We start from the raw sequence: 24,209 nt of genomic DNA on the forward strand, positions 1-24,209 counted from the left end.
TGCGCCAACCCGCTACCTTCCTCGCCCCGTGATTCCCGACCCACCGCACTTACGACCGACCGACAGCAACCTCCTCCGCCGAGGACGACGCCGCTCCCGGCTGGTCGAACTGCGTGCGGTAGAGCTCCTCGTACCGTCCGCCCGCCGCCAGCAGCACGGTGTGCGTACCGCGCTCGATCACGCGGCCTTCCTCGATCACCAGGATCAGGTCGGCGGCGCGGATCGTGGACAGCCGGTGCGCGATCACCACAGCGGTCCGGCCGGCCAGCGCCTCGCCGAGGGCCGCCTGGACGGCCGCCTCGGACGTCGAGTCCAGCGCCGCGGTCGCCTCGTCCAGGATCACCACCCGCGGTTGCGCCAGCAGCAACCGCGCGATGGTCAGCCGCTGCCGCTCACCACCGGACAGCCGGTACCCGCGCTCGCCGACCACCGTCTCCAGCTGATCGGGCAGCGAGCGGATCAGGTCGCCGAGCCGCGCCCGGGTGAGGGCGTCCCACAGTTCGTCCTCGGTCGCCTCGGGCCGCGCGAGCAGCAGGTTCTCCCGGATGCTGTCGTGGAAGAGGTGCCCGTCCTGGGTGACCATCCCGAGCGTGTCGCGCAGGGACTCCGCGGTCACGTCGCGGACGTCGACACCCGCGAGCCGGACCGCGCCGGCGTCCACGTCGTACAGCCGGGGGATGAGCTGGGCGATCGTCGACTTGCCGGCCCCGGAGGATCCGACCAGCGCGATCATCTGACCCGGCTCGGCCCGGAACGACACCTCGTGCAGGACCTCGACACCGCCGCGGGTGTCCAGCTTCGCCACCTCTTCCAGCGAGGCGAGCGAGACCTTGTCGGCCGACGGGTACGCGAACCGCACCTTGTCGAACTCGACCGACACCGGACCGGCCGGCACCGTCCGCGCGTCCGGCTTGTCCTTGATCAGCGGCTCCAGGTCGAGCACCTCGAAGACGCGGTCGAAGCTGACCAGCGCGGTCATCACCTCGAGCCGCGCACTCGCGAGCGCGGTCAGCGGGGAGTACAGCCGGGTCAGCAGCAGCGCCATGGCGACCACGTCGCCCGCGTCCAGCTGGTCGCGCAGCGCGTAGAAGCCGCCGAGCCCGTAGACCACGGCCAGCGCGAGCGCGGAGACCAGGGTCAGCGAGGTGACGAAGACCCACTGCACCATCGCCGTCCGGACCCCGATGTCCCGCACCCGCGCGGCCCGGACCGCGAACTCGTCCGACTCCCGCGCCGGCCGCCCGAACAGCTTCACCAGCGTCGCGCCGGGAGCGGAGAACCGCTCGGTCATCTGGGTGCTCATCGTGGCGTTGTAGTTCGCCGCCTCGCGCTCGAGGGAGGCCAGCCGGTTGCCCATCCGGCGCGCCGGGATCACGAACACCGGCAGGATGACGAGCGCGAGCAGTGTGATCTGCCAGGACACCCCCAGCATCACGATCAGGGTGAGGACGAGCATGACCAGGTTGCTCACGACGCCGGACAGGGTGTCGCTGAACGCGCGCTGCGCCCCGATGACGTCGTTGTTCAGCCGGGAGACCAGGGCGCCGGTCCGGGTCCGGGTGAAGAACGCGATCGGCATCTTCTGGACGTGGTCGAACACCGCGGTCCGCAGGTCGAGGATGAGTCCCTCACCGATCCGCGCGGACAGCCAGCGGGTGAAGAGGCCGAGTGCCGCCTCGGCGATCGCGATCACCGCGATCAGCCCGGCCAGCCACAGCACGGTACTGACGTCGGTGCCGTTGACGATCGCGTCGACGACCCGGCCGGCCAGCACCGGCGTGGCCACGGCCAGCACCGCCGCCCCCACGCTCAGCACGAGGAACGCGATCAGCAACGACCGGTGCGGCCGCGCGAACGCGAGGATGCGCTTCAGCGTCGCCTTCGAGAAGGGTCGCTTCTCGTCCTGTTGGTGCATCGCGTGGTACATCGACGTCCACGCGGTCATTTCCATGCTCACGGCGGTGCTCCGGAGTCTCGGTCGGCCAGGATCCGTCGATGATCGCGGAGACCACCGACAGTTTCCGACCGTAGAACCTCAACTTTGCTCTAGGTCAAGTCGATTATTTCTGAGTACGCTGTACGAGGTAGCCGCAGGAGTGTAGCCAATCCGCGGGACGAACGCACATGAGGGAAGAATCGAGCGGGTGAACCAGGACTACAGCGGCAGCGGCGATCCGGCGAGGAGCCTCGAGTTGCTCTGGGGACTCCAGGCCCGCCCCACCCGTGGCCCGAAGCCGGCGCTCACCGTCGACCGCGTCGTCGGCGCCGCCGTGAAGATCGCGGACGCCGAGGGTCTCTCCGCGATGTCGATGCGCCGCGTCGCCGACGAACTCGGGGTCGGCGCGATGACGTTGTACCGCTACGTCCCCGGCAAGGGCGAGCTCCTCGACGTGATGCTCGACAGCGCGTACGCCGAGATGCCGCGCCGCACCGTCGAGGGTGATTGGCGGGCTCGCCTCGACGAGGTGGCCAGGGAGAACCGCGAGGTCTATCTGCGGCATCCGTGGATGTTGTACGTCGCGACGAGCCGGCCGCCGCTCGGCCCGGGGGTGATGGCCAAGTACGAGTACGAGCTGGCCGCGGTCGAGGGGATCGGGCTGTCCGACGTCGAGATGGACGCCGCGGTCGCGTTGGTCAACGGGTACGTGCACGGGGCGGTCCGCAGCGCCGTCGACGCGAAGCAGGTGATCCAGTCGTCGGGGATCACGGACCGGCAGTGGTGGGAGACGCACGAGCCGCTGCTCGACAGGATCGGCGACGCCCGGGAGTTCCCGCTCGCGTCGCGGGTCGGGACCACGGTCGGCCAGGAGTTCGGCGCGCCGTACGACTCAGAGCACGCTTTCGAGTTCGGCCTGGCCCGGGTGCTGGACGGGATCGCGGCACTGCTCGCGGAACGCTGATTCGTCAGCCTGGACGAGTGAGTGGGAAACCGATGACTCACTCCGTTTAGGCCTGTCCGGGGACGCTGGAGGCCCGGCGTACACGGGGATCACTGTCCGTGAGACCGCAACGGAAACGAGCTTGTGAGTGAGTGCTCACTCAGTTAATCTCGGATCTCGTGAGTCCACGTGCCACCCCGCTACCGCCCGACGAGCGCCGCGCCGCGATCGTCGAAGCGACCCTGCCCCTGCTCGAGGAGTACGGACCCGATGTCACCACCCGGCAGATCGCCGAGGCGGCCGGGATCGCCGAGGGCACCATCTTCCGCGCCTTCGGGAGCAAGGACGCGCTGGTCGACGCGGCACTTCGGACGGCGTTCGACTCCGCGCCGCTGCTGAAGCTCCTGCACGACATCGACACCACGCTGCCGCTGCGGGAGCGGATGATCGCCGGGGTCGAGGCCTCGCAGAGCCGGCTCCGGGCCGTCTTCAAGCTGCTGTTCGCGCTGCGGGTGGCCCGGCCGCCGGTGCTCCGCAACGAGGACCCGCAGGACGAGGCCCGGCGGAAGGCCGACGCCGACGAGGCCGACCGGATCTTCGCCGACCTGCTCCGGCCGGACGCGGACCAGCTGTCCTGCTCGCCCGAGGAGGCGGTCCGCCGGATCCGGATGATCACCTTCTCCGCCACCCACCCAATGATTTCCGGCGGCCAGACCATGACCGCCGAGGAGATCGTCGACTTCGCGCTCGACGGTGTCCGACACCACCACTCTGGGGATCGCTGATGCTCATTCGCCTGTTGCGTACGCACCTGCGTCCGTACGCCGGCAACCTGTCCATGGTGGTCGTCCTGCAACTCGTCGGGACGATCGCCTCGCTCTACCTGCCCAGCCTGAACGCCGACATCATCGACAACGGTGTGGCCAAGGGCGACACCGGCTACATCCTCCGCACCGGCGGCTGGATGCTCGGGGTCAGCCTGGTCCAGGTCCTCTGCATCTTCGCCGCCGTGTACTTCGGCGCCAAGACGGCCGCGCTGTTCGGGCGCGACGTCCGGGCCGCGGTGTTCCACCGGGTCGGGGAGTTCTCCGCCCGCGAGGTGAACCGCTTCGGCGCACCGACGCTGATCTCGCGCAGCACCAACGACGTCACCCAGGTCCAGATGCTGGTGGTCACCACCTGCACCCTGCTGGTGGCCGCACCGATCACGATGATCGGCGGCATCATCGCCGCGGTCAACGAGGACGTCGGGCTGTCCTGGCTGGTCGCCGTCGCCGTCCCGTTGCTGGCGGCCTCGATCGGGCTGATCGCCAGCCGGATGGTGCCGCAGTTCCGCAAGATGCAGGTCAACGTCGACGGCGTGAACCGGGTCCTGCGCGAGCAGATCACCGGGATCCGGGTGGTCCGCGCGTTCGTCCGCGAGCCGCACGAGACCGAGCGGTTCGGCGAGGCGAACACGAACCTGACCGACACCGCGATCCGGGCCGGCCGGCTGATGGCGCTGGTGTTCCCGGTGGTGATGCTGATCCTGAACGTGTCGAGCATCGCGGTGCTCTGGTTCGGCGCCTCCCGGGTGGAGAGCGGGTCGATGCAGGTGGGCGCGCTGACCGCGTTCCTCAGCTACCTGATCCAGATCCTGTTCTCGGTGATGATGGCGACGTTCGTGATGATCATGGTGCCCCGCGCCGCTGTGTGTGCCGACCGGATCAGCGAGGTCCTCGACACCGAGTCCTCGGTCCGGCCGCCGGTCACCCCGATCCGCGAGCTCACCGGCCGTGGCGAGCTGGCCTTCGAGTACGCCGAGTTCCAGTACCCGGGCGCGGCCGAGCCGGTCCTGCGGGACCTCAGCTTCACCGCGTCGGCCGGGCAGACGACCGCGATCATCGGCAGCACCGGCGCGGGCAAGACCACGCTCCTGTCGCTGGTACCGCGGTTGTTCGACACCACCGGCGGCCAGGTCCTGGTGAACGGTACCGATGTCCGCGAGATCGAGCCGGAGATGCTGTGGGAGCGGATCGGCCTGGTGCCACAGCGTCCGTACCTGTTCTCCGGCACGGTCGCCAGCAACCTGCGCTACGGCAACCCGGATGCCACCGACGAGGAGCTCTGGGAGGCCCTGGAGATTGCCCAGGGCAAGGACTTCGTCGAGGCGATGCCGGCCGGCCTGGAAGCGCCGATCAGCCAGGGTGGTACGAACGTGTCCGGCGGTCAGCGGCAACGGCTCGCGATCGCCCGGGCGCTGGTCCGCAAACCGGAGATCTACCTGTTCGACGACTCGTTCTCGGCGCTCGACCTGTCCACGGACGCCCGGCTCCGGGCGGCGCTCGCACCGGTCACCGCCGACGCGTGTGTGGTGATCGTGGCCCAGCGGGTCTCCACGATCATCGGCGCCGACCAGATCCTGGTCCTCGAGGACGGCGCGATCGTCGGCCGCGGTACCCATGACGAACTGCTCGAGACCTGTCCCACGTACGTCGAGATCGTCGAGTCCCAGCGGTCCGCGGAGGAAGCAGCATGACCGACCAGAAAGCGGAGAACGCGGCGACCGACGGACAGGCACGCCCGACGGACGGGCAGCCGGCCGTGACGGTGAAGGCGACCGAGCGGCCGACGACGGGCCGGGCCTTCGGGCCTCCGGGTGGGATCCCGGGGGACAAGTCGATGAACTTCGGCCCGTCGGCGAAGCGGCTGCTGCGGCGGTTGCGGCCGCACCGGGTCCAGGTGTTCGGGGTGTTCCTGCTCGCGATCGGCAGCGTCGGGCTGTCGGTGCTCGGGCCGAAGATCCTCGGTCGCGCCACCGACATCATCTTCGCCGGCGCCATCGGCAAGACGCTGCCGAGCGGCGTGAGCAAGGAGCAGGTGATCGAGAACCTGCGGGCCAGCGGCAACAACCGGTTCGCCGACCTGGTCACCGGAATCGACCTGGTCCCGGGAGTCGGGATCGACTTCGATGCCCTGCGCAACGTCCTGATGCTGGTCGCGGGCCTGTACGTGGGCTCTTTCCTGCTGTCCTGGCTGCAGGGGTACATCCTCAACGGGGTGGTCCAGCAGACGATCTTCGGGCTGCGCTCCGAGGTCGAGGACAAGCTGAACCGGCTGCCGCTCAGCTACTTCGACGGTGCGCCGCGCGGCGAACTGCTCAGCCGGGTGACGAACGACATCGACAACATCTCCACCAGCCTGCAGCAGACCCTGAGCCAGTTGCTCACTTCGCTGCTGACGGTGATCGGGGTGGTGACGCTGATGTTCGTGGTCTCGCCGCTGCTGGCGTTGATCGCGCTGATCACGATCCCGATCTCGATGATCCTCACCGCCGCGATCGCGAAGCGCTCGCAGTCCCGGTTCGTCGCCCAGTGGCGGCACACCGGCGCGCTGAACGCGGAGATCGAGGAGGCGTTCACCGGCCACGAGCTGGTCAAGGTGTTCGGCCGGCAGAAGGAGATCGAGGCCAGCTTCGCGAAGAAGAACGAGGACCTGTACCAGGCGTCGTTCGGCGCGCAGTTCATCTCCGGCCTGATCATGCCGTCGATGATGTTCATCGGGAACCTGAACTACGTCGTGATCGCGGTGATCGGTGGTCTGCGGGTCGCCTCCGGCGGGATGTCGCTCGGCGACGTGCAGGCGTTCATCCAGTACTCCCGGCAGTTCACCCAGCCGCTCACCCAGGTGGCGTCGATGGCGAACCTGCTGCAGTCCGGCGTCGCGTCGGCCGAGCGGGTCTTCGAGGTGCTGGACGCCAAGGAGCAGGTCCCGGACGACGCGACCCCGGAGCAGGTCACCGACGCGCGCGGCCGGGTCGAGTTCGAGCACGTGTCGTTCTCGTACGACCCGGAGAAGCCGCTGATCACCGACCTGAGCCTGGTCGCCGAACCAGGTCAGACGGTCGCGATCGTGGGCCCGACCGGCGCGGGCAAGACCACCCTGGTCAACCTGATCATGCGGTTCTACGAGCTGAACGGCGGCCGGATCACGCTGGACGGCGTCGACATCACCGAGCTCACCCGGCGCGACCTGCGGTCCCGGATCGGGATGGTCCTGCAGGACACCTGGCTGTTCGGCGGGACGATCCGCGACAACATCCGCTACGGCAACCTGCAGGCCACCGAGGAGGACATGCTGGCGGCGGCCAAGGCGACGTACGTGGACCGCTTCGTCCACAGCCTGCCGGACGGGTACGACACGGTGATCGACGAAGAGGGCAGCAACGTCAGCGCCGGCGAGAAGCAGCTGCTGACGATCGCGCGAGCCTTCCTGGCCGACCCGCAGCTGCTGATCCTCGACGAGGCGACGAGCTCGGTCGACACCCGGACCGAGGTCCTGGTCCAGCGCGCGATGGCGGCCCTGCGGTCCGACCGGACCTCCTTCGTGATCGCCCACCGCTTGTCCACCATCCGCGATGCGGATCTCATCCTGGTGATGGAGGACGGCGCGATCGTGGAACAAGGCAACCACCAGGAACTGCTCGCGACAGACGGCGCGTACGCCCGCCTGTACAACGCCCAGTTCGCGGGCGCGGTCGTCGACATCGACGAAGAAGAAGCCACCCTCGCAACCCCGGCCCCAACCCCAGCCGGCGGCCCCCGCCCCTGACCCCCGAACGGGGACGCCTGCTCCAGGCGTCCCCGTTCGCGCTTTTGCGGCCTGTGGATAACTCCCGCCGCGCCATCGCCAACCATGAGGTACTTGGTGCATGGCGCCCAACAGCAGAGATATCGTCCAGCAAAGAGGTGCGGCGTCAGCTCGACGAGTTGCGGACAAGCTGTCTATTACTGACGTTCGCGAGTACCAGGCATTGTGTGATGCCTATTCGGTCGCCTACGAGTTTCCTGCGCCATTGATAGTCAGGATCGCCGACGACATGCTGGCCGACCTGCGTGCCGATGTGGGAGCCAGCCGTGCCGACCGAATCGTTGCCCTGGGACGCGATGGTCACAGTCTCGCCCTCGCGATGGCGGGACTCGATCAATCGTTCTTCCGCCGGCACATCTCGAACGTCGTGCTTTCTCGCGCATTGGTCGAGAACGCCGTGCAGGACCTGGAGCATCATCAGGGCCTCGACTTCCCGCAGATCCATGGTTATCGACGCGTGGCGCCCCGCGTCGATCCCGCAGATTCCGTCGGTGGGCTGCGGGCGCTCAGCGACTACCTTCAAGCACACCAGGTGCCAGTGGGTCGGCCCGGAAGTCGTGTCACCGTGTTCGACACGAGCTTCAAGGGCACTGTTCAGGAGCTGCTGGCGGCTGTGTATCCGGAGACTGCCTTCACAGGTAGGTACGCATTCCTCGGCGAGTCACCTCACGATCCTCATCCCGGCAGCAAGGTGGGATACGAACTGCACCTGGCGGCTTCTGAGACTCGACAAGGGCGCCCGTTCTATGTTCTGCCCGCGGAGAATTCGAAAACCTTCGCCCATTAGCTCGCGATCAACAGCGTCGAAGAGTTGCTCGACGGACCGATGACCAGTCCTGTCAGGATCGGGACGGGCGGTCCGGCACAGACCGGTCAGCGCAACGAACCAGGTCTGCTCGTGGGTTTGAGCGAGGGACGCATCTCACGGAGGCTTCGATCGCTCCGGGTGCGCGAAGGGGTCAAAGTGGTGAATCTCCTCGCAGTCGTGGATTGTGCGCGACAGGCGGCCTCAGTCCGTGACTCCGGCGGAGACTATCGATCGTGGTTGGAGGCCGGCGCCGACCGGTACCGCAGCGAGGTTCGTGCGTGGATCGGCGAGGACGAGACTGACCCACGGCTGAAGGAGTTTCTCGACTCTTTCGTGCATCGGGGCGATAAGCACCAGGCTGAGCTCCTGCAACGAACGCTGGAGAGGGGCCGAGTCTCCGAGGGTGAGCGGGCTGCAATCTGGGCTGCCTACGACGGCTGGGGCAGCGACGACGACAAGCGTGTGTTCGTAGAGAATGTGCTCAGCTCGGTACAGACAAGTGGAGGTTTGGATGGGCGACAATCGGGGCGAGAAGGATTCGGTCGGCGAGTGGTTGGCAGTCGCGGGGCTGGGAGAGAGCTTTGAAGAGTTCTCGGAGCTGTCGGATTCGCTGACGGCCGGTGGACCGCCGCCCGCGGTTGGGCCATCACAGGTTGTTCGGGCGCCGGTGATTATCGATACGGATGCTGGTGGGGATCCGGATGACACCGTGGCCTTGGTGGCTGCGGCTCGTAGTGTGCCGGAGCTTGCGTTGGTGATCACCGGCGACGAGTACGGGGGTGAGCGGGCGCGGTTCGTGCGGTATCTGCTGCATCTCACCGGCCGTCCTGACGTCCCCGTGGTGGCCGGCGCGGATCTTGGGAACAGCCGGCTGTACTTCGTCGACGGACTGTTCCCGTCGGACACGCCTCGGCAGGGCGGCGATGTGGTGTCCGCGGTGGCGGCCGTTTGTGCGACGACATCTGGGCCGGTCCGTTGGGTGGGGCTGGGTCCGCTGTCGAATCTCGCGGCCGTGCAGGCTGAACGACCGGAGCTGGTCGCGCAGTTGGTCGTCACGCAGATGGGTGGCGCGATCAACTACCGGGATCCGTCGCGGGCCGAGCACAACTTCCGGATGGATCCTGGTGCGGCGATCGACCTGCTCCCGGTACTCGCGCCGCGGTCGCCGACGTTCGTCGTGTCGGACGTGACGTTCAACCCGGCCATCGAGATCACGCCCGAGACGCCGATCTACAAGAAGTGGACGCAGCCCGACGCACCACCGTGGGCGACGGTTCTCCGAACGCACTCCGATCGCTGGATGGAGCGGTACCCCGGCAGCATGCAGCACGACGCGCTCACCCTGGCGGCCGCGACCTTCTGGCCGGGCATCCGCTTCGCCAGGGAACGCGTCGCGCTGGATCACCTGGCCCGGATGACTCGTGACGAGGACGGGACCGAGATCGTCCTGTCCGTCAGCGCGGACTACGCGGCCTTCATGGGCTGGCTGGAGGACCGGTTGGGCTGACTCAGGGCGCCGTCAGCTTGCCGATCAGGTGCGTGAGGGTGTGCTTCTCGTCGTACAGGGCGAAGTCGGTCTCGTTGGTGCCGACCTTGTACCCGAACTGCACCCGCGACGGCAGCAGCAGCGGTTTGCGGAAGTCGACGCGGACCGCGAACGCGTCCGGCAGACCCTTGGCCCGCTGCAACGAGGCCAGCGACGCCGCCTTCGCCCACATCCCGTGCGCGATCTGGCGGGGGAAGCCGAACGCCTGCGCGGTCAATTTGAACAGGTGGATCGGATTACGGTCCCCGGACGCCGCGGCGTACCGGCGGCCCAGGTTCCCGCGGAGATCCCACCAGGCCGACGCGTCCAGCTCCGGATCCGGCAGCAGATCCGCGTGCGCCGACGGATCGCCCGGGGATCGGCTCAGCAACGTCGTCGAGCCGGTCCACACCAGCTCGTTGAAGACGCGGACCTCGCTCTCGATGTCGAAGATGGTGCCCTTCGGGTGCGGGCGTTCCGGGCCGCTGTGGACGCGGATGTCCAGGTCGGCGTGCATCGGGATCGGGCGGAGCTGCGTGATCGTGTTCGCCAGGTGCACGATGCCCATCGGCTTGTACGGGAACGATGGGTCGGACATCAGGTCGAGGTGCAACGGGAAGGCCAGCACATGCGGGTACGTCACCGGCAGCACCGGCCCGGCCGCGAACCCGGTCACCTCCCGGTACGCCGCCAGGTGGTCCTGGTCGACCGTCGCCTGGGGGAGCTCCAGGGTCAGACCGTCGGAGTCCGGCTCGTACTCCGCGCGCCGCAACGTCGCCTTCACGGTCTTGGCGTAGAGCGAGCCGAACCCGGGGGAGTCGTCGTACTTCCGCGTCGTCACGTCAGGCCCCCAGCATGCTCTGGCCGCAGACGCGGACCACGTTGCCGGTGACACCCGCCGACGACGGGTCGGCGAACCAGGCGATGGTCTCGGCCACGTCGATCGGCTGGCCGCCTTGCTGGAGCGAGTTGATCCGCCGGCCGACCTCGCGGATCGCGAACGGCACCTTCGCGGTCATCTCGGTCTCGATGAACCCGGGGGCGACCGCGTTGATCCGGATCTGCCGCTCGGCCAGCTTCGGCGCGTACGCCTGGACCAGCCCGATCACGCCGGCCTTCGAGGTGGCGTAGTTGGTCTGGCCGTTGTTGCCCGCGATGCCGGCGATCGACGAGACGCCGATGACCGAGCCGCCGTCGTGGAGGGCGCCGGACTCGAGCAGGTGGGCCGTGATCCGCTCGGGGGCGCGGAGGTTCACGTCGAGGACGGCGTCCCACGCGTCGGTACGCATGTTGGCGAGCCGCTTGTCCCGGGTGATGCCGGCGTTGTGGACGACGATGTCGAGGCCACCGTGGTGCTCCTCGGCATGGGCCGCGATCCGCTGCGGCGCGTCGATCGCGGTGACGTCGAGCAGGAGCTCGCTGCCTCCGATCGACGACATCACCTTGCGCAGGGCGTCCGCGTTCTGCGGTACGTCGACACCCACCACGGTCGCGCCGTCGCGGGCCAGCGTCTTCGCGATCGCGGCGCCGATACCCCGCGCGGCCCCGGTGACCAGCGCGACCTTGGCGGTGAGCGGCGCCGCCGGATCGGTACCGACCAGTGGGCCCGTGCCGACGCGGGTCACCTGCGCATCGACGTACGCGGACTTGGGGGAGAGGAAGAACCGCAGGGTCGAGTCGAGCTGGTCGTGCGCGTCGGGGGCGACGTACACCAGGTTGACCGTGGCTCCGCGCTTCACCTCCTTGCCGAGTGAACGGGTGAAGCCTTCGAGGGCGCGCTGCGCAATCTGCTGCTCCGGGCTCTCCGCGAGCTCCGGCGTACGGCCGACGACGATGACGCGGCCCGCCGGACCGAGCTGGCGGATCACGGGGGAGAAGAACCGCTGCAGCGAGCTCAGATCCGCCGTACTCCGGGCGCCGGTGGCGTCGAACACGAGCGCCTTCGGCCGCAGCTCGGACGACGCCACGCCCTCGGCCGCCGTACTGAACGAGGCGCCGATGTCGCGGAGCAGGGACTGGATCGCCTTGCCGGTGTCGGTCTCGCCGATCGCGCCGAACACCACCGGGCCGTCGACCACCGCCGAGCCGGGGGTCCAGCGCGGCAGCGGGGTCGGGTCGGGCAGGCCGAGGTTCTTGACCAGGGTCCGGCCGACCGGGGTCCGGGTGAAGGTCTGGTAGCGGTCCGTCATGGTCACAGGCTCCTACTTCTCCAGGATGGCGACGACGCCCTGGCCGCCGGCCGCGCAGATCGAGATCAGACCGCGGCCGCCGCCGTTGCTGTCCAGCTGCTTGGCCAGCGCGGCCACGATCCGCCCGCCGGTCGCGGCGAACGGATGCCCGGCCGCGAGCGAGCTGCCGTTCACGTTCAGCTTGTCCCGGTCGATCTCGCCCAGCGGGGCGTCGAGGCCGAGCCGTTCCTTGCAGAAGATCGGGTCCTCCCAGGCCTTGAGGGTCGCCAGCACCTGCGACGCGAACGCCTCGTGGATCTCGTAGTAGTCGAAATCCTGCAGGGTCAGACCGGCTCGCGCCAGCATCCGTGGCACGGCGTACGCGGGCGCCATCAGCAGACCCTCGGCACCCTTCACGTAGTCGACCGCCGCGGTCTGGGAGTGAGTCAGGTACGCGAGCGGGCGCAGGCCGTGCTCGGCGGCCCACTCGTCGGTCGACAGCAGCACCGCGGACGCGCCGTCGGTGAGCGGCGTCGAATTGCCCGCGGTCATGGTGGCCGTCTCGCCCTTGCCGAACACGGGCTTCAGCTTCGCCAGCTTCTCGACCGTGGTGTCCGGGCGCAGGTTCTGGTCCTTCTCCAACCCGAGGTACGGCGTGAGCAGGTCGTCCTGGAAGCCCCGGTCGTAGGCGGCCGCGAGGTTCACGTGGGAGCGGTACGCGAGCTCGTCCTGCGCCTCCCGGGTGATGCCCCACTCCAGCGCGGTCAGGGCGGCGTGCTCACCCATCGACTTGCGGGTCCGCGGCTCGGCGTTGCGCGGGATCTCCGGGACGATGTCCTTCGGCCGGACCCGGGCCAGTACCTTGAGCCGGTCCTGCGCCGACTTCGCCCGGTTCAGGTCGAGCAGGATCGAGCGCAGCTTGTCGTTGACCGCGATCGGCGCGTCCGAGGCGGTGTCCACGCCCCCCGCGATACCGGCCTCGATCTGGCCGAGGGCGATCTTGTTCGCGACCAGGATCGCGGCCTCGAGCCCGGTCCCACAGGCCTGCTGGAGGTCGTACCCCGGGGTGGTCGGCGCGAGCTTGGAGCCGAGGACGACCTCGCGCACCATGTTCCAGTCGCGGGCGTGTTTGAGCACCGCCCCGGCGACCACCTCGCCGAGCTCCTGGCCGCCGAGGCCGGTCCGGTCGACCAGGCCGTTGACGGCGGCGGTGAGCATATCGGAGTTCGAGGCGTGCCGGTACGTCTTGTCCTGCCGGGCGAACGGAATTCGGTTGCCGGCGACAACGGCCACCTTGCGGATCTCGGTCACGGTTTCTCTCCTGCCTTGCGGCTGCTGGAGCGTCGGGTGGGGGTGAGCGCTTTCCGGCCGACCGCGGTCGCGAGGGTGGCGGTGATCGCGGTCGCCCGGACGGTGGCGACGTCGGCATGGTGGACGACCGGGTGCCCGGCGTCCGTACTGGGGGTGCTGCCGCTGGGTGCGCCGGACACGATCAGGCCCATCCGGGCCATGTGCAGCGAACCGAGCGTCTGGGTGTAGAGGTGGTTGGCCAGGTACGCGGTGTCGACCTCGTCGAAGACCCCGGTCCGCTGGCCGGCCTGCAGGATCGCCGAGATCCGCGCCAGCGCCCGGGCCATCGCGGCGCCGAGCTTGGTCATCACCGGCTCGGTGATCTCGCCGAACAGCTCGTCGCCGGTCCGCCGGAGCAGGCTCATCGCGCAGTCGGTGAAGGCCGGGTACTCCAGGCAGAAGTCGACGAACACCTCACTGAGCGCGCGCAACCTGTTCATCGGGGCCTTGCGGGGCGCGTCGACCGCCTGGAGTCGCTCGTCCAGCTCGCCCAGGTAGTCGACGAGGGTGAGCGCGAACAGTTCCTCCTTGCCGGCGAAGTGGCGGTAGATCAGCGCCTTGTTGATCCCGACCCGTTTGGCGATGTCGTCGATCTGGGCGTCGATCGTGCCGCGCTCGTCGAACAGCTCGCGGGTGGCCCGGATGATGTCCCGCTCCCGGTCGCGCCGACGCTCCGCCGTGGTCCGGCGGCGTCCGATCGCGAGCAGCGCGGAGCTCATGCACCGATCTTAGTCATACCGGTACCCCCTGGTGCAAACGACGGTTACACTCGTGGGTAACATCGCTGTTCCGTGGTACCCAGTCTGCCCCTGCGTCCGGTCCGGAGGACTTGATGACCATGACCGACCCGAAGCCGTCTCCTGTGGTCTCCGCCGATGTGATGGCGCTGGCCGGCGAACTCGGCGCCGAGCGGTCCAAGCCGGGCTGGAGCACCTTCTCGCTCGCCCTGAACGAGGACCAGGTGGAGATCCGCGACTGGGCCCACTCCTTCGCCGCCGACGTGATCCGCCCGGCCGCCGCCGAGTGGGACGAGCGCGAGGAGACCCCGTGGCCGGTGATCCAGGAGGCCGCCAAGATCGGGCTGTACGGCCTGGACTCCAACGTGAACCTCTTCGTCGACCCGTCCGGCCTGCTGATGCCCCTGGTCCACGAGGAACTCTTCTGGGGTGACGCCGGCATCGGCATGTCGCTCGTCGGTACCGGCCTGGCGAGCTCGGCCATCTTCTCTAACGGAACTCCCGAGCAGTGGAGCCAGTGGCTGCCCCGCTGCTACGGCACCCCGGACGACGTACGAGTGGCCGCGTTCTGCTCGTCCGAGCCGGGCGCCGGGTCTGATGTCTCCGCGATCCGCACGCGCGCGACGTACGACGAGAAGTCTGACGAGTGGGTGCTGAACGGCCAGAAGGCGTGGGCCACCAACGGCGGCATCGCCGACATCCACGTGGTGGTGGCGACCGTCGACCCGTCGCTGGGGACCAAGGGTCAGGCCGCGTTCGTGGTACCTCGCTCGGAGGTCCACGGCCTGGAGCAGGGGACGAAGCTGCGCAAGCACGGTCTGCGGGCGTCGCACACCGCGGACGTCTTCTTCGACAACGTCCGCATCCCGGCGGCGAACGTGCTTGGTGGCAAGGAGAAGCTGGACGCGCGACTGGCGAAGGCCCGCGAAGGGACGACGAGCCGGAACGCCTCGATGGCGACGTTCGAGATGACCCGTCACATCGTGGGAGCCCAGGCCGTCGGCATCGCGCGCGCGGCGTACGAGTTCGCCCTGGAGTACGCCAAGGGCCGCGAGCAGTTCGGCCGCCCGATCATCGACAACCAGGGCATCGCCTTCAAACTCGCCGACATGGCGATGGAGATCGAAGCCGCCCGCCTCCTGGTCTGGCGAGCCGCCAACATGTCAGCAGCCCTGATGCGAGGCGAAACTCCCGACTACCGCAACGGCGAAGGCTCCATGGCCAAGCTGAAGGCCGGCGAGGTCGCGGTCAAGGTGACGGAAGAAGCAATCCAAATCCTCGGCGGCAACGGCTACACCCGCGAGTACCCAGTAGAGCGAATGCACCGGGACGCCAAGATCTACACCATCTTCGAAGGCACCTCCGAAATCCAGAGGTTGGTGATCGCTCGGGCGATCTCGGGCATGCGCATCAGGTAGGTGTTTGTGCAGGTCAGACGGTGATTTGAGGCTGGTCGGGGTACAGGCCGTCGTCCGGCTCCCAAGAGGTAGTGGGAGAGCGTACGGCGGCCTGCTCCGTGACTGCTACGTGAGATTTGAGAGAGAACAGGCGAGAGAGTCTGGAGTCCACAGCCTTCCGCGCCCGCTCGTACGACGAGGGCAGCATGTGGGTGTAGAGCCGCAGGGTGAAACCGGGATCTCCGTGGCCCAGGTACGCAGCCAACTCCTTGATATTGACACCGTCTGCGAGCGTGATGCTCGCGTAGTAGTGGCGCAACGCGTGCATCCCGTTCTCTCGGCTGGAGACGTAGTGCCGTCTGTGTCGCGCGTCCTTCGTCGGCTTCGGGATAACGCCGGCGTGGGGATAGCGCCGGCTTCCAGACCAACTCGTCGTAGGTGCGAGCCCGGATGTGCTTGTCGTCAGTCCAGCGGAACAAGAGGCGGACCGTCAGCGCATCGCCGTCGAGCTTCTCCCAGGGCAACGTGTACGGACGCGGCTTGGTTGCCTCGATGTGTTCCTTGAGGATCAGGGCCGTCCCATCGGACATCGGAACGGTCCGCTCGGTGTCATTCTTCGGCAGCGCGAACACGAACTCGCTGCCTAGCTTCTTCACCTGTCGACGTACCTGGATGACCATCTCGCCGAAGTCGATATCCTCCCCTGCCAGCCCGAAGAGCTCGCCCTGTCTCAGGCCGCACGCCGCGCCGATCGACGCGATCGGACGGTATTCGGGAGGGTGGCCTTCGGCGATCCGCAGCACCACATCATCGCTCCACACGACGGTTCTTCCGCTCTTCTCCGTCGGCACCTTGACCCCCCGCGCCTTGGCCGGATTGCGCTTGATCGCCTCGTCATCCACCGCGAGTTCGAGCGTTCCGTGCAGGACGAGGAACGCCGCACGCGCGGTCGACGGCCCGAACCGCGAACCCCAGGTCAGCGAGCCAAGCAGCAATCTCCGACGGCTTGATCGTCCGCAGTTGCCTCCGACCGAACACCGGATCCACATGCAACCGAAGCGACGACTCGTACCTGATCGCCGTCGCGGGATCCACCACCCGCGACGCCAACCACCGCTCGGCAACCACCCCGAACCGAACCTTCCCAGCCTCCGGATCGATGTACTCCCCACGCTCCCGGTCCGTCTCCATAGCATTCGCATGCCGCTCAGCCGGCGCCTTGGTGGTGAAAGCCTTGGTCCGCTCCCGCCCCTCCGGATCGATCCATCCCGCCAGCCATCGCTTCCCATGTCCCCACCTGGCATTCCGGACCCGCACCGTCGACCCATCCGCCTGCTTCACACCCCGAGTCCACTGATCCTTCACGTACGCCATTGCCGCGCCTCCGCCCGTCGCCGATGTGCGGGTCTATCTCGCTAACGGTGTTTCCGGCGGTGTTCATCAGTAGGTTTCGGCTGCCGGGAATCGGTCGCCGAAGGTGATCGCGAACGCGTTGAGTGCTGGTTTCCACCGCATCGCCCATCGTGCCCGGCCGGTGCCGGTGGGGTCCAATGACCGGGTCACGAGGTAGAGACACTTCAGCGCGGCCTGTTCGGTCGGGAAGTGGCCGCGGGCCTTGATCGCGCGCCGGTAGCGGGCGTTCAGGGACTCGATCGCGTTCGTGGAGCACAGCACCCGGCGGATCTCGACGTCGTAGTCCAGGAACGGGATGAACTCGTTCCAGGCGTTATCCCACAGCCGGATCACCGCCGGGTAGCGCTGCCCCCACTTCTCGGTCAGGTCGTCGAACGCCGCGCGGGCGGCGGTGGCGTTGACGGCGGTGTAGATCGGCTTCAGGTCACCTTTGAGCTCGGGCCAGTACTTGCGGGAGGTGAGCCGGAAGGTGTTGCGGATCAGGTGGATGATGCAGGTCTGCACGATCGCCGGCGGCCACACGTTCGCCACCACCTCCGGCAGCCCCTTCAACCCGTCGCAGACCACGAAGAACACATCCCGCAGGCCCCGGTTGCGCAGATCGGTGAGCACGGCCATCCAGAACTTCGCGCCCTCACCGCTGCCCGCAGTCCCAGCCCACAACCCGAGGATCTCGCGCTCCCCGGCCAGCGTGACACCGATCGCGGCATAGAACGGCCGGTTCGCGACCTGCCCGTCGCGGACCTTGACCACGATCGCGTCGATGAACACCGCCGCATACACCTCGTCCAGCGGCCGACTCGCCCACTCGGTCATCTCCTCGATCACCTTGTCAGTGATCCGGCTGATGGTCTCCCGGCTGACCGAGGCACCGTAAATCTCGGCGAAATGCGCCGAAATCTCACCCGTGGTCAAGCCCTTGGCATACAGCGACAGCACCACCTCGTCGACACCGTTCAACCGGCGCTGCCGCTTCTTCACGATCTGCGGAGTGAACGTGCCGGCCCGGTCCCGCGGCACCTCCAGCTCGACCTGGCCGGACGTCTCGGTCAGCACCGTCTTGGACCGGGTGCCGTTACGGACATTGCCCGCCACCGGCTCGCCGTGCTTCTCATGACCCAGATGCTCGGTCAGCTCCTCGTTCAACGCGGTCTCCAGCACCGCCTTGTTCAGCTGCTTCAACAACCCGTCCGGGCCCGTCAGCGACAGCCCTTGCTCCTTCGCCAGCCGCACCAACTCAGCCGCAGCAAGCTCCTCGGCCGACGCCTTACCCTGCTTCTTCTTACCTGCCACATCCGGCAGTGTCGCGGTCATTGCCGCACCTTTCCCACCAACCACCACAGTCGGCGCGTCGGGCCAGAAACACCGTTAGACGGACAGTCCCCGATGTGCGGATGCTCAACGTCCGGAGCGGAGAGGGAATCGAGAACCAAGGAGCTCTTTGGCTGAAGCGGTCGCTTGAAGGGTGGATTTGGTCACGGATTGCAACTATGGTGCACGTTGCGCAGGAGGCTCATGGGGTGTGGGCCTAGGGGATGGAGCGTCGGTCAGACGCGTGTGCCTATGGGGTGGAAATGGGTAGAAGGCGTGGTTTCTTCGCGGAGCTGCAACACCAGGCTGCGGTTGCGCAGCGCGAGCGTGAGCGGGCGCAAGCTGCGGCTGTTAGGGAGCAGTTGCGAGCGCAGCGGGAGGCCGAGCGTGCCTTCAATGCTGCTCAGAGGGCCATGGCCGCGGCAGCCAAGGCTGACGCGAGGGCTGCTGCGGAGGCTGAGCGGGAGGCGAAACGACTTCACATCGCCGCACAGGAGTCCAAGGTGGCGGCGATGAACGCACACCTGGAGATGCAGTTGGAGGAGATCGACAGCATCCTCGAAGCGACGCTGAAGGTCGACGACTACGTCGACCTGGAGAAGTTGCGGAAGTCAGCCTCGCATCCGCCGTTCGAATCGAAGTACCTCGCTCCGATTTCTTCGCCGGCTCCGATTCAGGTGCCGCCTGAGCCGGTGTTCGTGCAGCCGGAGGCCCGAAAGGGCCTGTCCGCACTCACCGGCAAGAAAAAGCATGCTGCATCGGTGGCTGCGGCGCGGGCAGCGTTCGAAGAGCAGCATCGGCAGTGGCAGGCGTACTCGGCATCGATCCCGATGCGACAGCTGGAGCAACTGACGGCGCACACCGCCGCCGAGGAGCAGAGGCTTCAGCACCTCGCCTCGGATCGGTCGCAATATGACAAGGAGTGCCAGGCCCGCCAGGCCGAGGTTGATGCCGCGAATGCTGAGCTCGACACCTTGATTCACAACTTCCAGGCGGGGAAGCAGGAGGCGGTGACTGAGTACGTCGGGATTGTATTCGGCAACTCGGTGTATCCCGACAGCTTCCCCTGGGGCGTCGACTACGAGTACGACCAGGAATCGCGCGAGCTTCGCGTCAGCCTGACCTTCCCGCAACCGAGTGCCCTCCCTACGGTCCGCCAGTACAAGTATGTGAAGGCCAAGGACGAGATCACCGAGTCCCTGCAGACGGTGAAGGAGCAACGTGACCGGTACTCGTCGGTGGTCGAGAACATGGTTCTGAGGACGCTGCACGAGGTCTGGGAGTCGGACCGCGACGGGAAGATCGACAGCATCTCCCTCGCTGGTGGAGTCGCGCATATCGACCCTGCTACGGGGCAGGAGGCGTTTACGCCGCTCATCGCGGTAGCTGTGGATCGTACGACGTTCTGCGCGATCGATCTGACCCGGGTCACGCCTGCGGAGACGTTGAAGTACCTCAAGGCGGTCGTCTCGAAGAATCCTCATGCCCTCGCAGGCATCGACACTTCGGCCGGCGTACGCGGGCACTGAGAGGAGGGGGACATGCGAGGCTTCAGGTTCAATGCTCCTCCGGGCTGGCCGCCGCCTCCTGAGGGATGGGAGCCGCCAGACGGCTGGTTGCCGGACCCGTCCTGGCCACCGGCCCCACCCGAATGGACATTCTGGGTTCCGGACCATCATGAGCAGGCTGACTCGCTGGAAGCGAAGCACCGTGCTCCTACGCCAGTGACCGAGCCCGCCGAAGTCCCACCAGCTAACGCTGAACCTGTCCCGGTAGAGCACATCGCGACTGAGTCGACGGCGCCGCTCGCCGCAGACAACGCTTTGACGGTTGAGCGCGACAGACTGGCTGCGGTGCAAGATGAGATCGCTGAAGCAACGAAGATTCTGGCCGATCTGCGTGCGTCTGCCGACAATCTGCAGCGCCAGGACCCGCCGGATCTGCGCGACGAGTTGGAGCAGTCGGCAGCGGATCTCCGCGCACAGTTGGTGGAGCTGAACGATGCGCTGCTGCTGCAGCAAGTGGGCATCTATGAGTACCACCATCCGCTGGAGAACGCCGACGCCTACAGAGAACGGCTTGCCGGCCTGCGCGAGCAGATCAAGACGCGCGTTCGCTCCAAGGAAGCTGTACTCGCATCGGACATGTTCTCGTACAACAACTCCCTGGCGAAGGGGAGGAAGATGACATCTGACTTCGCCAAGTTGATGCTCCGGGCTTACAACGCCGAGGCGGACAACTGCGTCCGGTCCCTGCGAGCCGGTGCCGTGGCAACGGCGAAGAAGCGTCTCGAAGCCTCGGTTGAGACCATCGCGCGGCTGGGCAGCATGATGGAGATGAGGATCTCCCCGGACTATCACGCTCTGAGACTCGAGGAGATCGAACTCACCGCGGACTACCTGATGAAGGTGCAGGAGGAGCGCGAGCAAGCGCGCGAGGAACGCGAGCGACTCCGTGAGGAGCGCAAAGCAGAACAGGAACTTGCGGCCGAGCGTGAACGCCTCGACAAGGAGCGAACCCACTACCTGAACGCGCTGCAGGCTTTGAGGGAACAGGGCAAGCTCGAGGAGGCCGTCGAGCTCGAAGCCCGGCTGGGGGAGATCGACAAGGCGATCGAGCTGAATGACTTCCGGGCCGCGAACATCCGGGCCGGGTACGTCTATGTCATCAGCAATATCGGTGCATTCGGCAAGGATGTCGTCAAGATCGGGCTCACGCGGAGGCTCGAGCCGCTCGACCGGATCCGGGAGCTGGGCGACGCCTCGGTTCCCTTTCCGTTCGACGTTCACGCACTGTACTTCTCCGATGATGCGGTCACATTGGAGAACGAACTCCACGCAGCATTTGCGGATCGGCGGCTGAACCAGGTCAATCTCCGGCGAGAGTTCTTCTTCGCAACACCGGCTGAGGTGCGAGAGATCCTTGCCGCCAAGGTCGGCAGCTTGCTCGAGTTCTCAGAGGCACCGGAGGCCACACAGTACTTTCAGAGTCACGCCACATGGCCGGCTCGGGCTTAGTAAGTGAGATGCTGCCCTCGTTCCTCACTCGCCGGCGGTTGTGTGGTGGGCTTCCTGATACTGGCCGAGCGTTCGCGTGAGGATGGTTCGGGCGTCGTTGCCGTAGGCAGCTGCATTGGCCAGGTGGCCGAAGACCCTTTCGTAGGCTGCGAGTTCGTCGGACTGGCTGATGTTGAGTACGGCGGTGAAGAGTTCGACGATCGCGAGTTTGTTGTCGTAGAGGTAGAAGCCGTGGAGTGGGCCGACGCTTAGTGGTGCGCCGAACGGGATGATGCCGACGCGGATGGTCGGAAGTGTGGTCATCGAGATGAGGTGGCCGACCTGGCCGGTCATGACGTCGGGTGGGCAGACCTGGTAGCGGAGTACGGCTTCGGTCATGACGAAGTGGAATCTCTTGTCGCCGCGGTGCAGGACTCGTTGTCGGTCCATGCGAGCGGCGATGGCTTCTTCGAGTTCAGCTTCGCTCTTGGGTACGCCGCGTTCGGACTCGTCGGGATCGCCCTCTGCGAATCGGTACCTGGCGTACTCGGCTGTCTGGAGCAGACCGGGGACGAAGCACGGCTCGAAGTTGCGGGTGAGTTCGGTTTTCGACTCGATCTCGCCGATCGATCGTTGCCGGGAAGGGAGTCCGGTCCGGAACATGCGGCGGAACTCGACGTACTGCTGCTCCAGTGACCGCAGGCTCGCGACGAGTTCCGGGACGAGTTGCTCGCGATCGCAGATCCGGGCCCAGGTGGTGACGTCGGTGTCGGACGGTGTCTGCCTGCCGGCTTCGATCTTGGAGATCTTGGACGGCGGCCAGCCGGCCTCGCTGGCGAGGCGGCGGCCGGTGAGGTGGGCGTCCAGCCGCATCTCCCGAAGTCGGTTGCCGAGCGCTTCGCGCGCTCGCTGGAAACTGGACACCCACGCTCGCTTACTTGTTGATGTTGTTCTTGCGGAGGAACTCGTCGTCGAAGGTGCCAAGATAGTCGGCCCGGGGCAACGCGAAGCGCCGCGCGACGTCGCGGTAGTGGGCGTGTTCGACGAGCACCGCGGGGTCATGGATCACGTCGGCGCCGAGCAGGACGTCCTGGTCGTCATGGCGAAGGATGCACATCTTGTGCGAGTCGAGCAGCCAGTAGTCGTACGTCGGTAGGCCGAGCTCGTCGGCGCGGTCGCGTGCGATGTATCGGATGTCTTCGCCTGCTGCGGTGTTGAGCCGGGACAGGTTGAGTCCGAAGCGGGTGTAGTCGGACCACGGTTCGGTGACGACGCGGACGCGCTCGATGCGCTGGCCCTCCAGCGTGCGCCGGAGGATCAGGCCCATCCAGTCTTCCATCCAGGAGTCGTCGCCGGGCTGTCCTGCGACGAACTTCCGGACGTGTTCGGCCTCACCGGGGTCGGCGTAGTTGTCCCGCACCTCCAGCCGGTACGCCGTGTGCTGGTAGCTGCGGGCGAACTGGACGAATTCCGGTCCGGCGCTGACGAAGGTCGAGTCGGTCACGCCGTCGTACCGGTGTGGTGAGCAACGATCAGGTCCGCGAGGCCCTTCGTGATGATGACCGCGTCCTCGCCGTCGGGGAAGTTCACGAGTTGGCCGCGGGCGTGGTCGCTGGTGAGCTTGTAGCCCTGCACGATGTATCGGCCGTCGTCGGTCGCGTAGTACGACGGGCAGCCGTCCTTTCCGGTGTTCGGGTCAGTGGCGATGTGTTCGAGCTGTTGGGGCTGCTTGTGATCCATGTGCAATCTCCTGGGTGAGGCGATCCGGCTGTTCACTCAGCGTGCGGGAACGCTCGCGCAACAGTCAACACCTTCACGAGAAATTGCAAGCAACTTTCTTCAACTCGCGCGGACCGCTCCCTAGCGTTGTAGTCATCGGCCAGGGCTGCGGTTGAGCGCGTTCTCCTGCCCTGTCGCCCTGGCCGCTCCAACAATGGCTCTGTCGGAGGAAGAGTGAACGCAACCGAGCAGCAAGCGCGGGACTGGCCAGTGCTCCGTGCAGCCCACGAGTTGGATTGCGACGGCAGGAACCCTCGCACGAACGAACCCTGCCTCCTGGGCTATCACCGCGGACCGCATCGGGACAAGGCCGGCGACGAGTGGCTCGACGACTGACTCACCTCAGCCACGGAGCACTTCGGGCTGCCAACGCTCGCGCATACGCGCCATCCGCGGGAGTCCGGGTGGCGTGGACATCGTTGAGTGGGCCTGCACACCGCGTTCTGATGTACACGCGTCTGCTGGCGGAGAACGCGTCGAACTCTCGCGTGCCTCAGGGCCGGCGGCACGGACTCGGCCAACCCCTTCGCCTGTCTCGGATGAACCGGTCCTGGTCAAAGGGTTATGCCAACGCCCGCCGGGCCAATACCGAGGTCAGCGCATCGACAGGCCAGGGTCATGTCCAAGATCCATACGGCCGCCTAGGCCACGGCAACTCGCTGATCAGCCGTCTCTGTGCCAGAGAAAGTTGCTCCCGAAGCGCGGCGTTGGCCTGCTGAAGGGGTCTACTCTTGCAAGTCGCTAGAACCTCGTCGAAGGGGTACGTGGTCTTGGTCACTGAATTGGCGCGCCGGAGATGCTGGGGTGGAGCGTAGTTGGCAGACGACGACGAAGGACTCGGGCGCACCGCCACGGCCGCAGTGCACAACGCCCACGCGAGTACGAGCGGACGCGAGTATTGGCGGCGGCAATTGCCGGCGAGAGACGCTGAGGAGATGCTCCGGAGGTCCACGGCAGTTGCGGAGGCTGACCGCAACGAGGCAGAGCAGAAGCGGGCCGCGGCCGCTGTCCAAGCAGGACGGTTGGTCGTGCGGGGCTACACCTACGCCGCAATCAGCCGAGCCGCCAGAGTGACGCCACAGACCATAGCTGCGTGGGCGGCGCGGGCACCTGCGGAGAGTTTGGCAGGACTCGTCGAGGATGCGCCGCACAACGAGCCCCTCCAATTCGGGGTGCCCGCAGCGGAGCGTCATCCCGTTCCGGCCAAAGACGCAGAC

20 protein-coding genes are annotated in these 24,209 nt (G+C 67.0%); 9 read left to right on the forward strand and 11 right to left on the reverse strand.

The features are described from left to right. Positions 1-49: 49 nt before the first annotated feature. The gene (locus FB561_RS25570) at positions 50-1,945 is read right to left on the reverse strand and encodes an ABC transporter ATP-binding protein (RefSeq protein ID WP_202880916.1); all 1,896 of its coding nucleotides are present in this window, start codon (positions 1,943-1,945) and stop codon (positions 50-52) included. Positions 1,946-2,144: 199 nt separating this feature from the next. Between FB561_RS25570 and FB561_RS25575 the strand changes: the two genes are divergently transcribed. The 6 genes from FB561_RS25575 to FB561_RS25600 all read left to right on the forward strand — a co-directional run bounded on the left by FB561_RS25575 (position 2,145) and on the right by FB561_RS25600 (position 9,823). After that, positions 2,145-2,900, forward strand: a complete 756-nt coding sequence (locus tag FB561_RS25575; protein WP_145811035.1) for a TetR/AcrR family transcriptional regulator — start codon at positions 2,145-2,147, stop codon at positions 2,898-2,900. A 158-nt stretch (positions 2,901-3,058) separates the two neighbouring features. Further along, positions 3,059-3,664 carry a TetR/AcrR family transcriptional regulator gene (locus FB561_RS25580; RefSeq protein ID WP_145811038.1) on the forward strand — a complete coding sequence of 202 codons (606 nt, stop codon included), beginning with the start codon at positions 3,059-3,061 and terminating at the stop codon, positions 3,662-3,664. Next, positions 3,664-5,397: an ABC transporter ATP-binding protein gene (locus tag FB561_RS25585; RefSeq protein ID WP_145811039.1), complete on the forward strand. Its 1,734-nt coding sequence runs from the start codon at positions 3,664-3,666 to the stop codon at positions 5,395-5,397. The genes FB561_RS25580 and FB561_RS25585 overlap by 1 nt, the downstream gene beginning before the upstream one ends. Beyond that, complete coding sequence (locus FB561_RS25590) at positions 5,394-7,469, forward strand: ABC transporter ATP-binding protein (protein ID WP_145811041.1); 2,076 nt, start codon at positions 5,394-5,396, stop codon at positions 7,467-7,469. The genes FB561_RS25585 and FB561_RS25590 overlap by 4 nt, the downstream gene beginning before the upstream one ends. Positions 7,470-7,569: 100 nt before the next feature. Next, positions 7,570-8,295 carry a hypothetical protein gene (locus FB561_RS25595; RefSeq protein ID WP_145811043.1) on the forward strand — a complete coding sequence of 242 codons (726 nt, stop codon included), beginning with the start codon at positions 7,570-7,572 and terminating at the stop codon, positions 8,293-8,295. Positions 8,296-8,827: 532 nt separating this feature from the next. Further along, positions 8,828-9,823, forward strand: coding sequence for a nucleoside hydrolase (locus tag FB561_RS25600; RefSeq protein ID WP_145811045.1), 996 nt, complete (start codon positions 8,828-8,830; stop codon positions 9,821-9,823). Between the two features lies 1 nt (position 9,824). On the opposite strand, the gene FB561_RS25605 is transcribed toward FB561_RS25600, so the two are convergent. Genes FB561_RS25605 through FB561_RS25620 form a run of 4 tightly spaced genes read right to left on the reverse strand, consistent with a single transcriptional unit; the run spans position 9,825 to position 14,078 of the window. Further along, positions 9,825-10,682, reverse strand: coding sequence for a MaoC family dehydratase (locus FB561_RS25605; protein ID WP_145811047.1), 858 nt, complete (start codon positions 10,680-10,682; stop codon positions 9,825-9,827). 1 nt (position 10,683) lies between these two features. Beyond that, entirely contained in the window at positions 10,684-12,030 is a 1,347-nt protein-coding gene (locus FB561_RS25610; protein ID WP_145811049.1) for a 3-oxoacyl-ACP reductase, read from the reverse strand. A 12-nt stretch (positions 12,031-12,042) separates the two neighbouring features. Next, positions 12,043-13,320 (reverse strand): acetyl-CoA C-acetyltransferase, encoded by a 1,278-nt coding sequence (locus FB561_RS25615; protein ID WP_145811051.1) that lies wholly within the window; start codon positions 13,318-13,320, stop codon positions 12,043-12,045. Then, positions 13,317-14,078, reverse strand: coding sequence for a TetR/AcrR family transcriptional regulator (locus FB561_RS25620; RefSeq protein WP_145811053.1), 762 nt, complete (start codon positions 14,076-14,078; stop codon positions 13,317-13,319). The genes FB561_RS25615 and FB561_RS25620 overlap by 4 nt, the downstream gene beginning before the upstream one ends. 119 nt (positions 14,079-14,197) lie before the next feature. Between FB561_RS25620 and FB561_RS25625 the strand changes: the two genes are divergently transcribed. Next, positions 14,198-15,514: an acyl-CoA dehydrogenase family protein gene (locus FB561_RS25625; protein ID WP_238335055.1), complete on the forward strand. Its 1,317-nt coding sequence runs from the start codon at positions 14,198-14,200 to the stop codon at positions 15,512-15,514. Here the strand turns inward: FB561_RS25625 and FB561_RS37975 are convergent. From FB561_RS37975 to FB561_RS25640, 3 genes are all read right to left on the reverse strand, one after another. Then, positions 15,436-16,488 (reverse strand): tyrosine-type recombinase/integrase, encoded by a 1,053-nt coding sequence (locus tag FB561_RS37975; RefSeq protein ID WP_170284539.1) that lies wholly within the window; start codon positions 16,486-16,488, stop codon positions 15,436-15,438. The two genes, FB561_RS25625 and FB561_RS37975, sit on opposite strands and share 79 nt — an antisense overlap. After that, complete coding sequence (locus tag FB561_RS39275; RefSeq protein WP_145811060.1) at positions 16,388-16,867, reverse strand: tyrosine-type recombinase/integrase; 480 nt, start codon at positions 16,865-16,867, stop codon at positions 16,388-16,390. Before FB561_RS39275 ends, FB561_RS37975 begins: the two co-directional genes overlap by 101 nt. 66 nt (positions 16,868-16,933) lie before the next feature. Continuing rightward, the gene (locus FB561_RS25640; protein WP_145806194.1) at positions 16,934-18,220 is read right to left on the reverse strand and encodes an IS256 family transposase; all 1,287 of its coding nucleotides are present in this window, start codon (positions 18,218-18,220) and stop codon (positions 16,934-16,936) included. Positions 18,221-18,480: 260 nt separating this feature from the next. On the opposite strand from FB561_RS25640, the gene FB561_RS25645 reads away from it, so the two are divergent. Together FB561_RS25645 and FB561_RS25650 are read left to right on the forward strand one after the other, a co-directional pair. Then, positions 18,481-19,746 carry a hypothetical protein gene (locus FB561_RS25645; RefSeq protein ID WP_145811062.1) on the forward strand — a complete coding sequence of 422 codons (1,266 nt, stop codon included), beginning with the start codon at positions 18,481-18,483 and terminating at the stop codon, positions 19,744-19,746. Between the two features lie 195 nt (positions 19,747-19,941). Then, positions 19,942-21,234, forward strand: a complete 1,293-nt coding sequence (locus tag FB561_RS25650) for an SNIPE associated domain-containing protein (RefSeq protein WP_238335056.1) — start codon at positions 19,942-19,944, stop codon at positions 21,232-21,234. 24 nt (positions 21,235-21,258) lie between these two features. On the opposite strand, the gene FB561_RS25655 is transcribed toward FB561_RS25650, so the two are convergent. From FB561_RS25655 to FB561_RS25660, 3 genes are read right to left on the reverse strand one after another with little or no spacing between them, the layout of a single operon-like run. After that, a complete protein-coding gene (locus tag FB561_RS25655) occupies positions 21,259-22,197 on the reverse strand; it encodes a helix-turn-helix domain-containing protein (protein ID WP_170284762.1) in 939 nt (312 codons plus the stop codon). Then, positions 22,148-22,717 carry a DUF6879 family protein gene (locus tag FB561_RS37980; protein ID WP_170284763.1) on the reverse strand — a complete coding sequence of 190 codons (570 nt, stop codon included), beginning with the start codon at positions 22,715-22,717 and terminating at the stop codon, positions 22,148-22,150. Before FB561_RS37980 ends, FB561_RS25655 begins: the two co-directional genes overlap by 50 nt. Beyond that, the gene (locus tag FB561_RS25660; protein WP_145811068.1) at positions 22,714-22,953 is read right to left on the reverse strand and encodes a hypothetical protein; all 240 of its coding nucleotides are present in this window, start codon (positions 22,951-22,953) and stop codon (positions 22,714-22,716) included. The genes FB561_RS37980 and FB561_RS25660 overlap by 4 nt, the downstream gene beginning before the upstream one ends. Positions 22,954-24,209 lie beyond the last annotated feature (1,256 nt).

This window comes from Kribbella amoyensis (assembly GCF_007828865.1).
Taxonomy (GTDB): Bacteria; Actinomycetota; Actinomycetes; order Propionibacteriales; family Kribbellaceae; genus Kribbella; species Kribbella amoyensis.

Bases quoted from the DNA above. Each gene is read 5' to 3' on its own strand.
- FB561_RS25595 (WP_145811043.1), top strand. From the start codon at position 7,570: ATGGCGCCCAACAGCAGAGATATCGTCCAGCAAAGAGGTGCGGCGTCA.
- FB561_RS39275 (WP_145811060.1), bottom strand. From the start codon at position 16,867: ATGGCGTACGTGAAGGATCAGTGGACTCGGGGTGTGAAGCAGGCGGAT.
- FB561_RS25585 (WP_145811039.1), top strand. From the start codon at position 3,664: ATGCTCATTCGCCTGTTGCGTACGCACCTGCGTCCGTACGCCGGCAAC.
- FB561_RS25620 (WP_145811053.1), bottom strand. From the start codon at position 14,078: ATGAGCTCCGCGCTGCTCGCGATCGGACGCCGCCGGACCACGGCGGAG.
- FB561_RS25640 (WP_145806194.1), bottom strand. From the start codon at position 18,220: ATGACCGCGACACTGCCGGATGTGGCAGGTAAGAAGAAGCAGGGTAAG.
- FB561_RS25570 (WP_202880916.1), bottom strand. From the start codon at position 1,945: ATGACCGCGTGGACGTCGATGTACCACGCGATGCACCAACAGGACGAG.
- FB561_RS25600 (WP_145811045.1), top strand. From the start codon at position 8,828: ATGGGCGACAATCGGGGCGAGAAGGATTCGGTCGGCGAGTGGTTGGCA.
- FB561_RS25590 (WP_145811041.1), top strand. From the start codon at position 5,394: ATGACCGACCAGAAAGCGGAGAACGCGGCGACCGACGGACAGGCACGC.
- FB561_RS25660 (WP_145811068.1), bottom strand. From the start codon at position 22,953: ATGGATCACAAGCAGCCCCAACAGCTCGAACACATCGCCACTGACCCG.
- FB561_RS25645 (WP_145811062.1), top strand. From the start codon at position 18,481: ATGGGTAGAAGGCGTGGTTTCTTCGCGGAGCTGCAACACCAGGCTGCG.
- FB561_RS25610 (WP_145811049.1), bottom strand. From the start codon at position 12,030: ATGACGGACCGCTACCAGACCTTCACCCGGACCCCGGTCGGCCGGACC.
- FB561_RS25625 (WP_238335055.1), top strand. From the start codon at position 14,198: ATGACCGACCCGAAGCCGTCTCCTGTGGTCTCCGCCGATGTGATGGCG.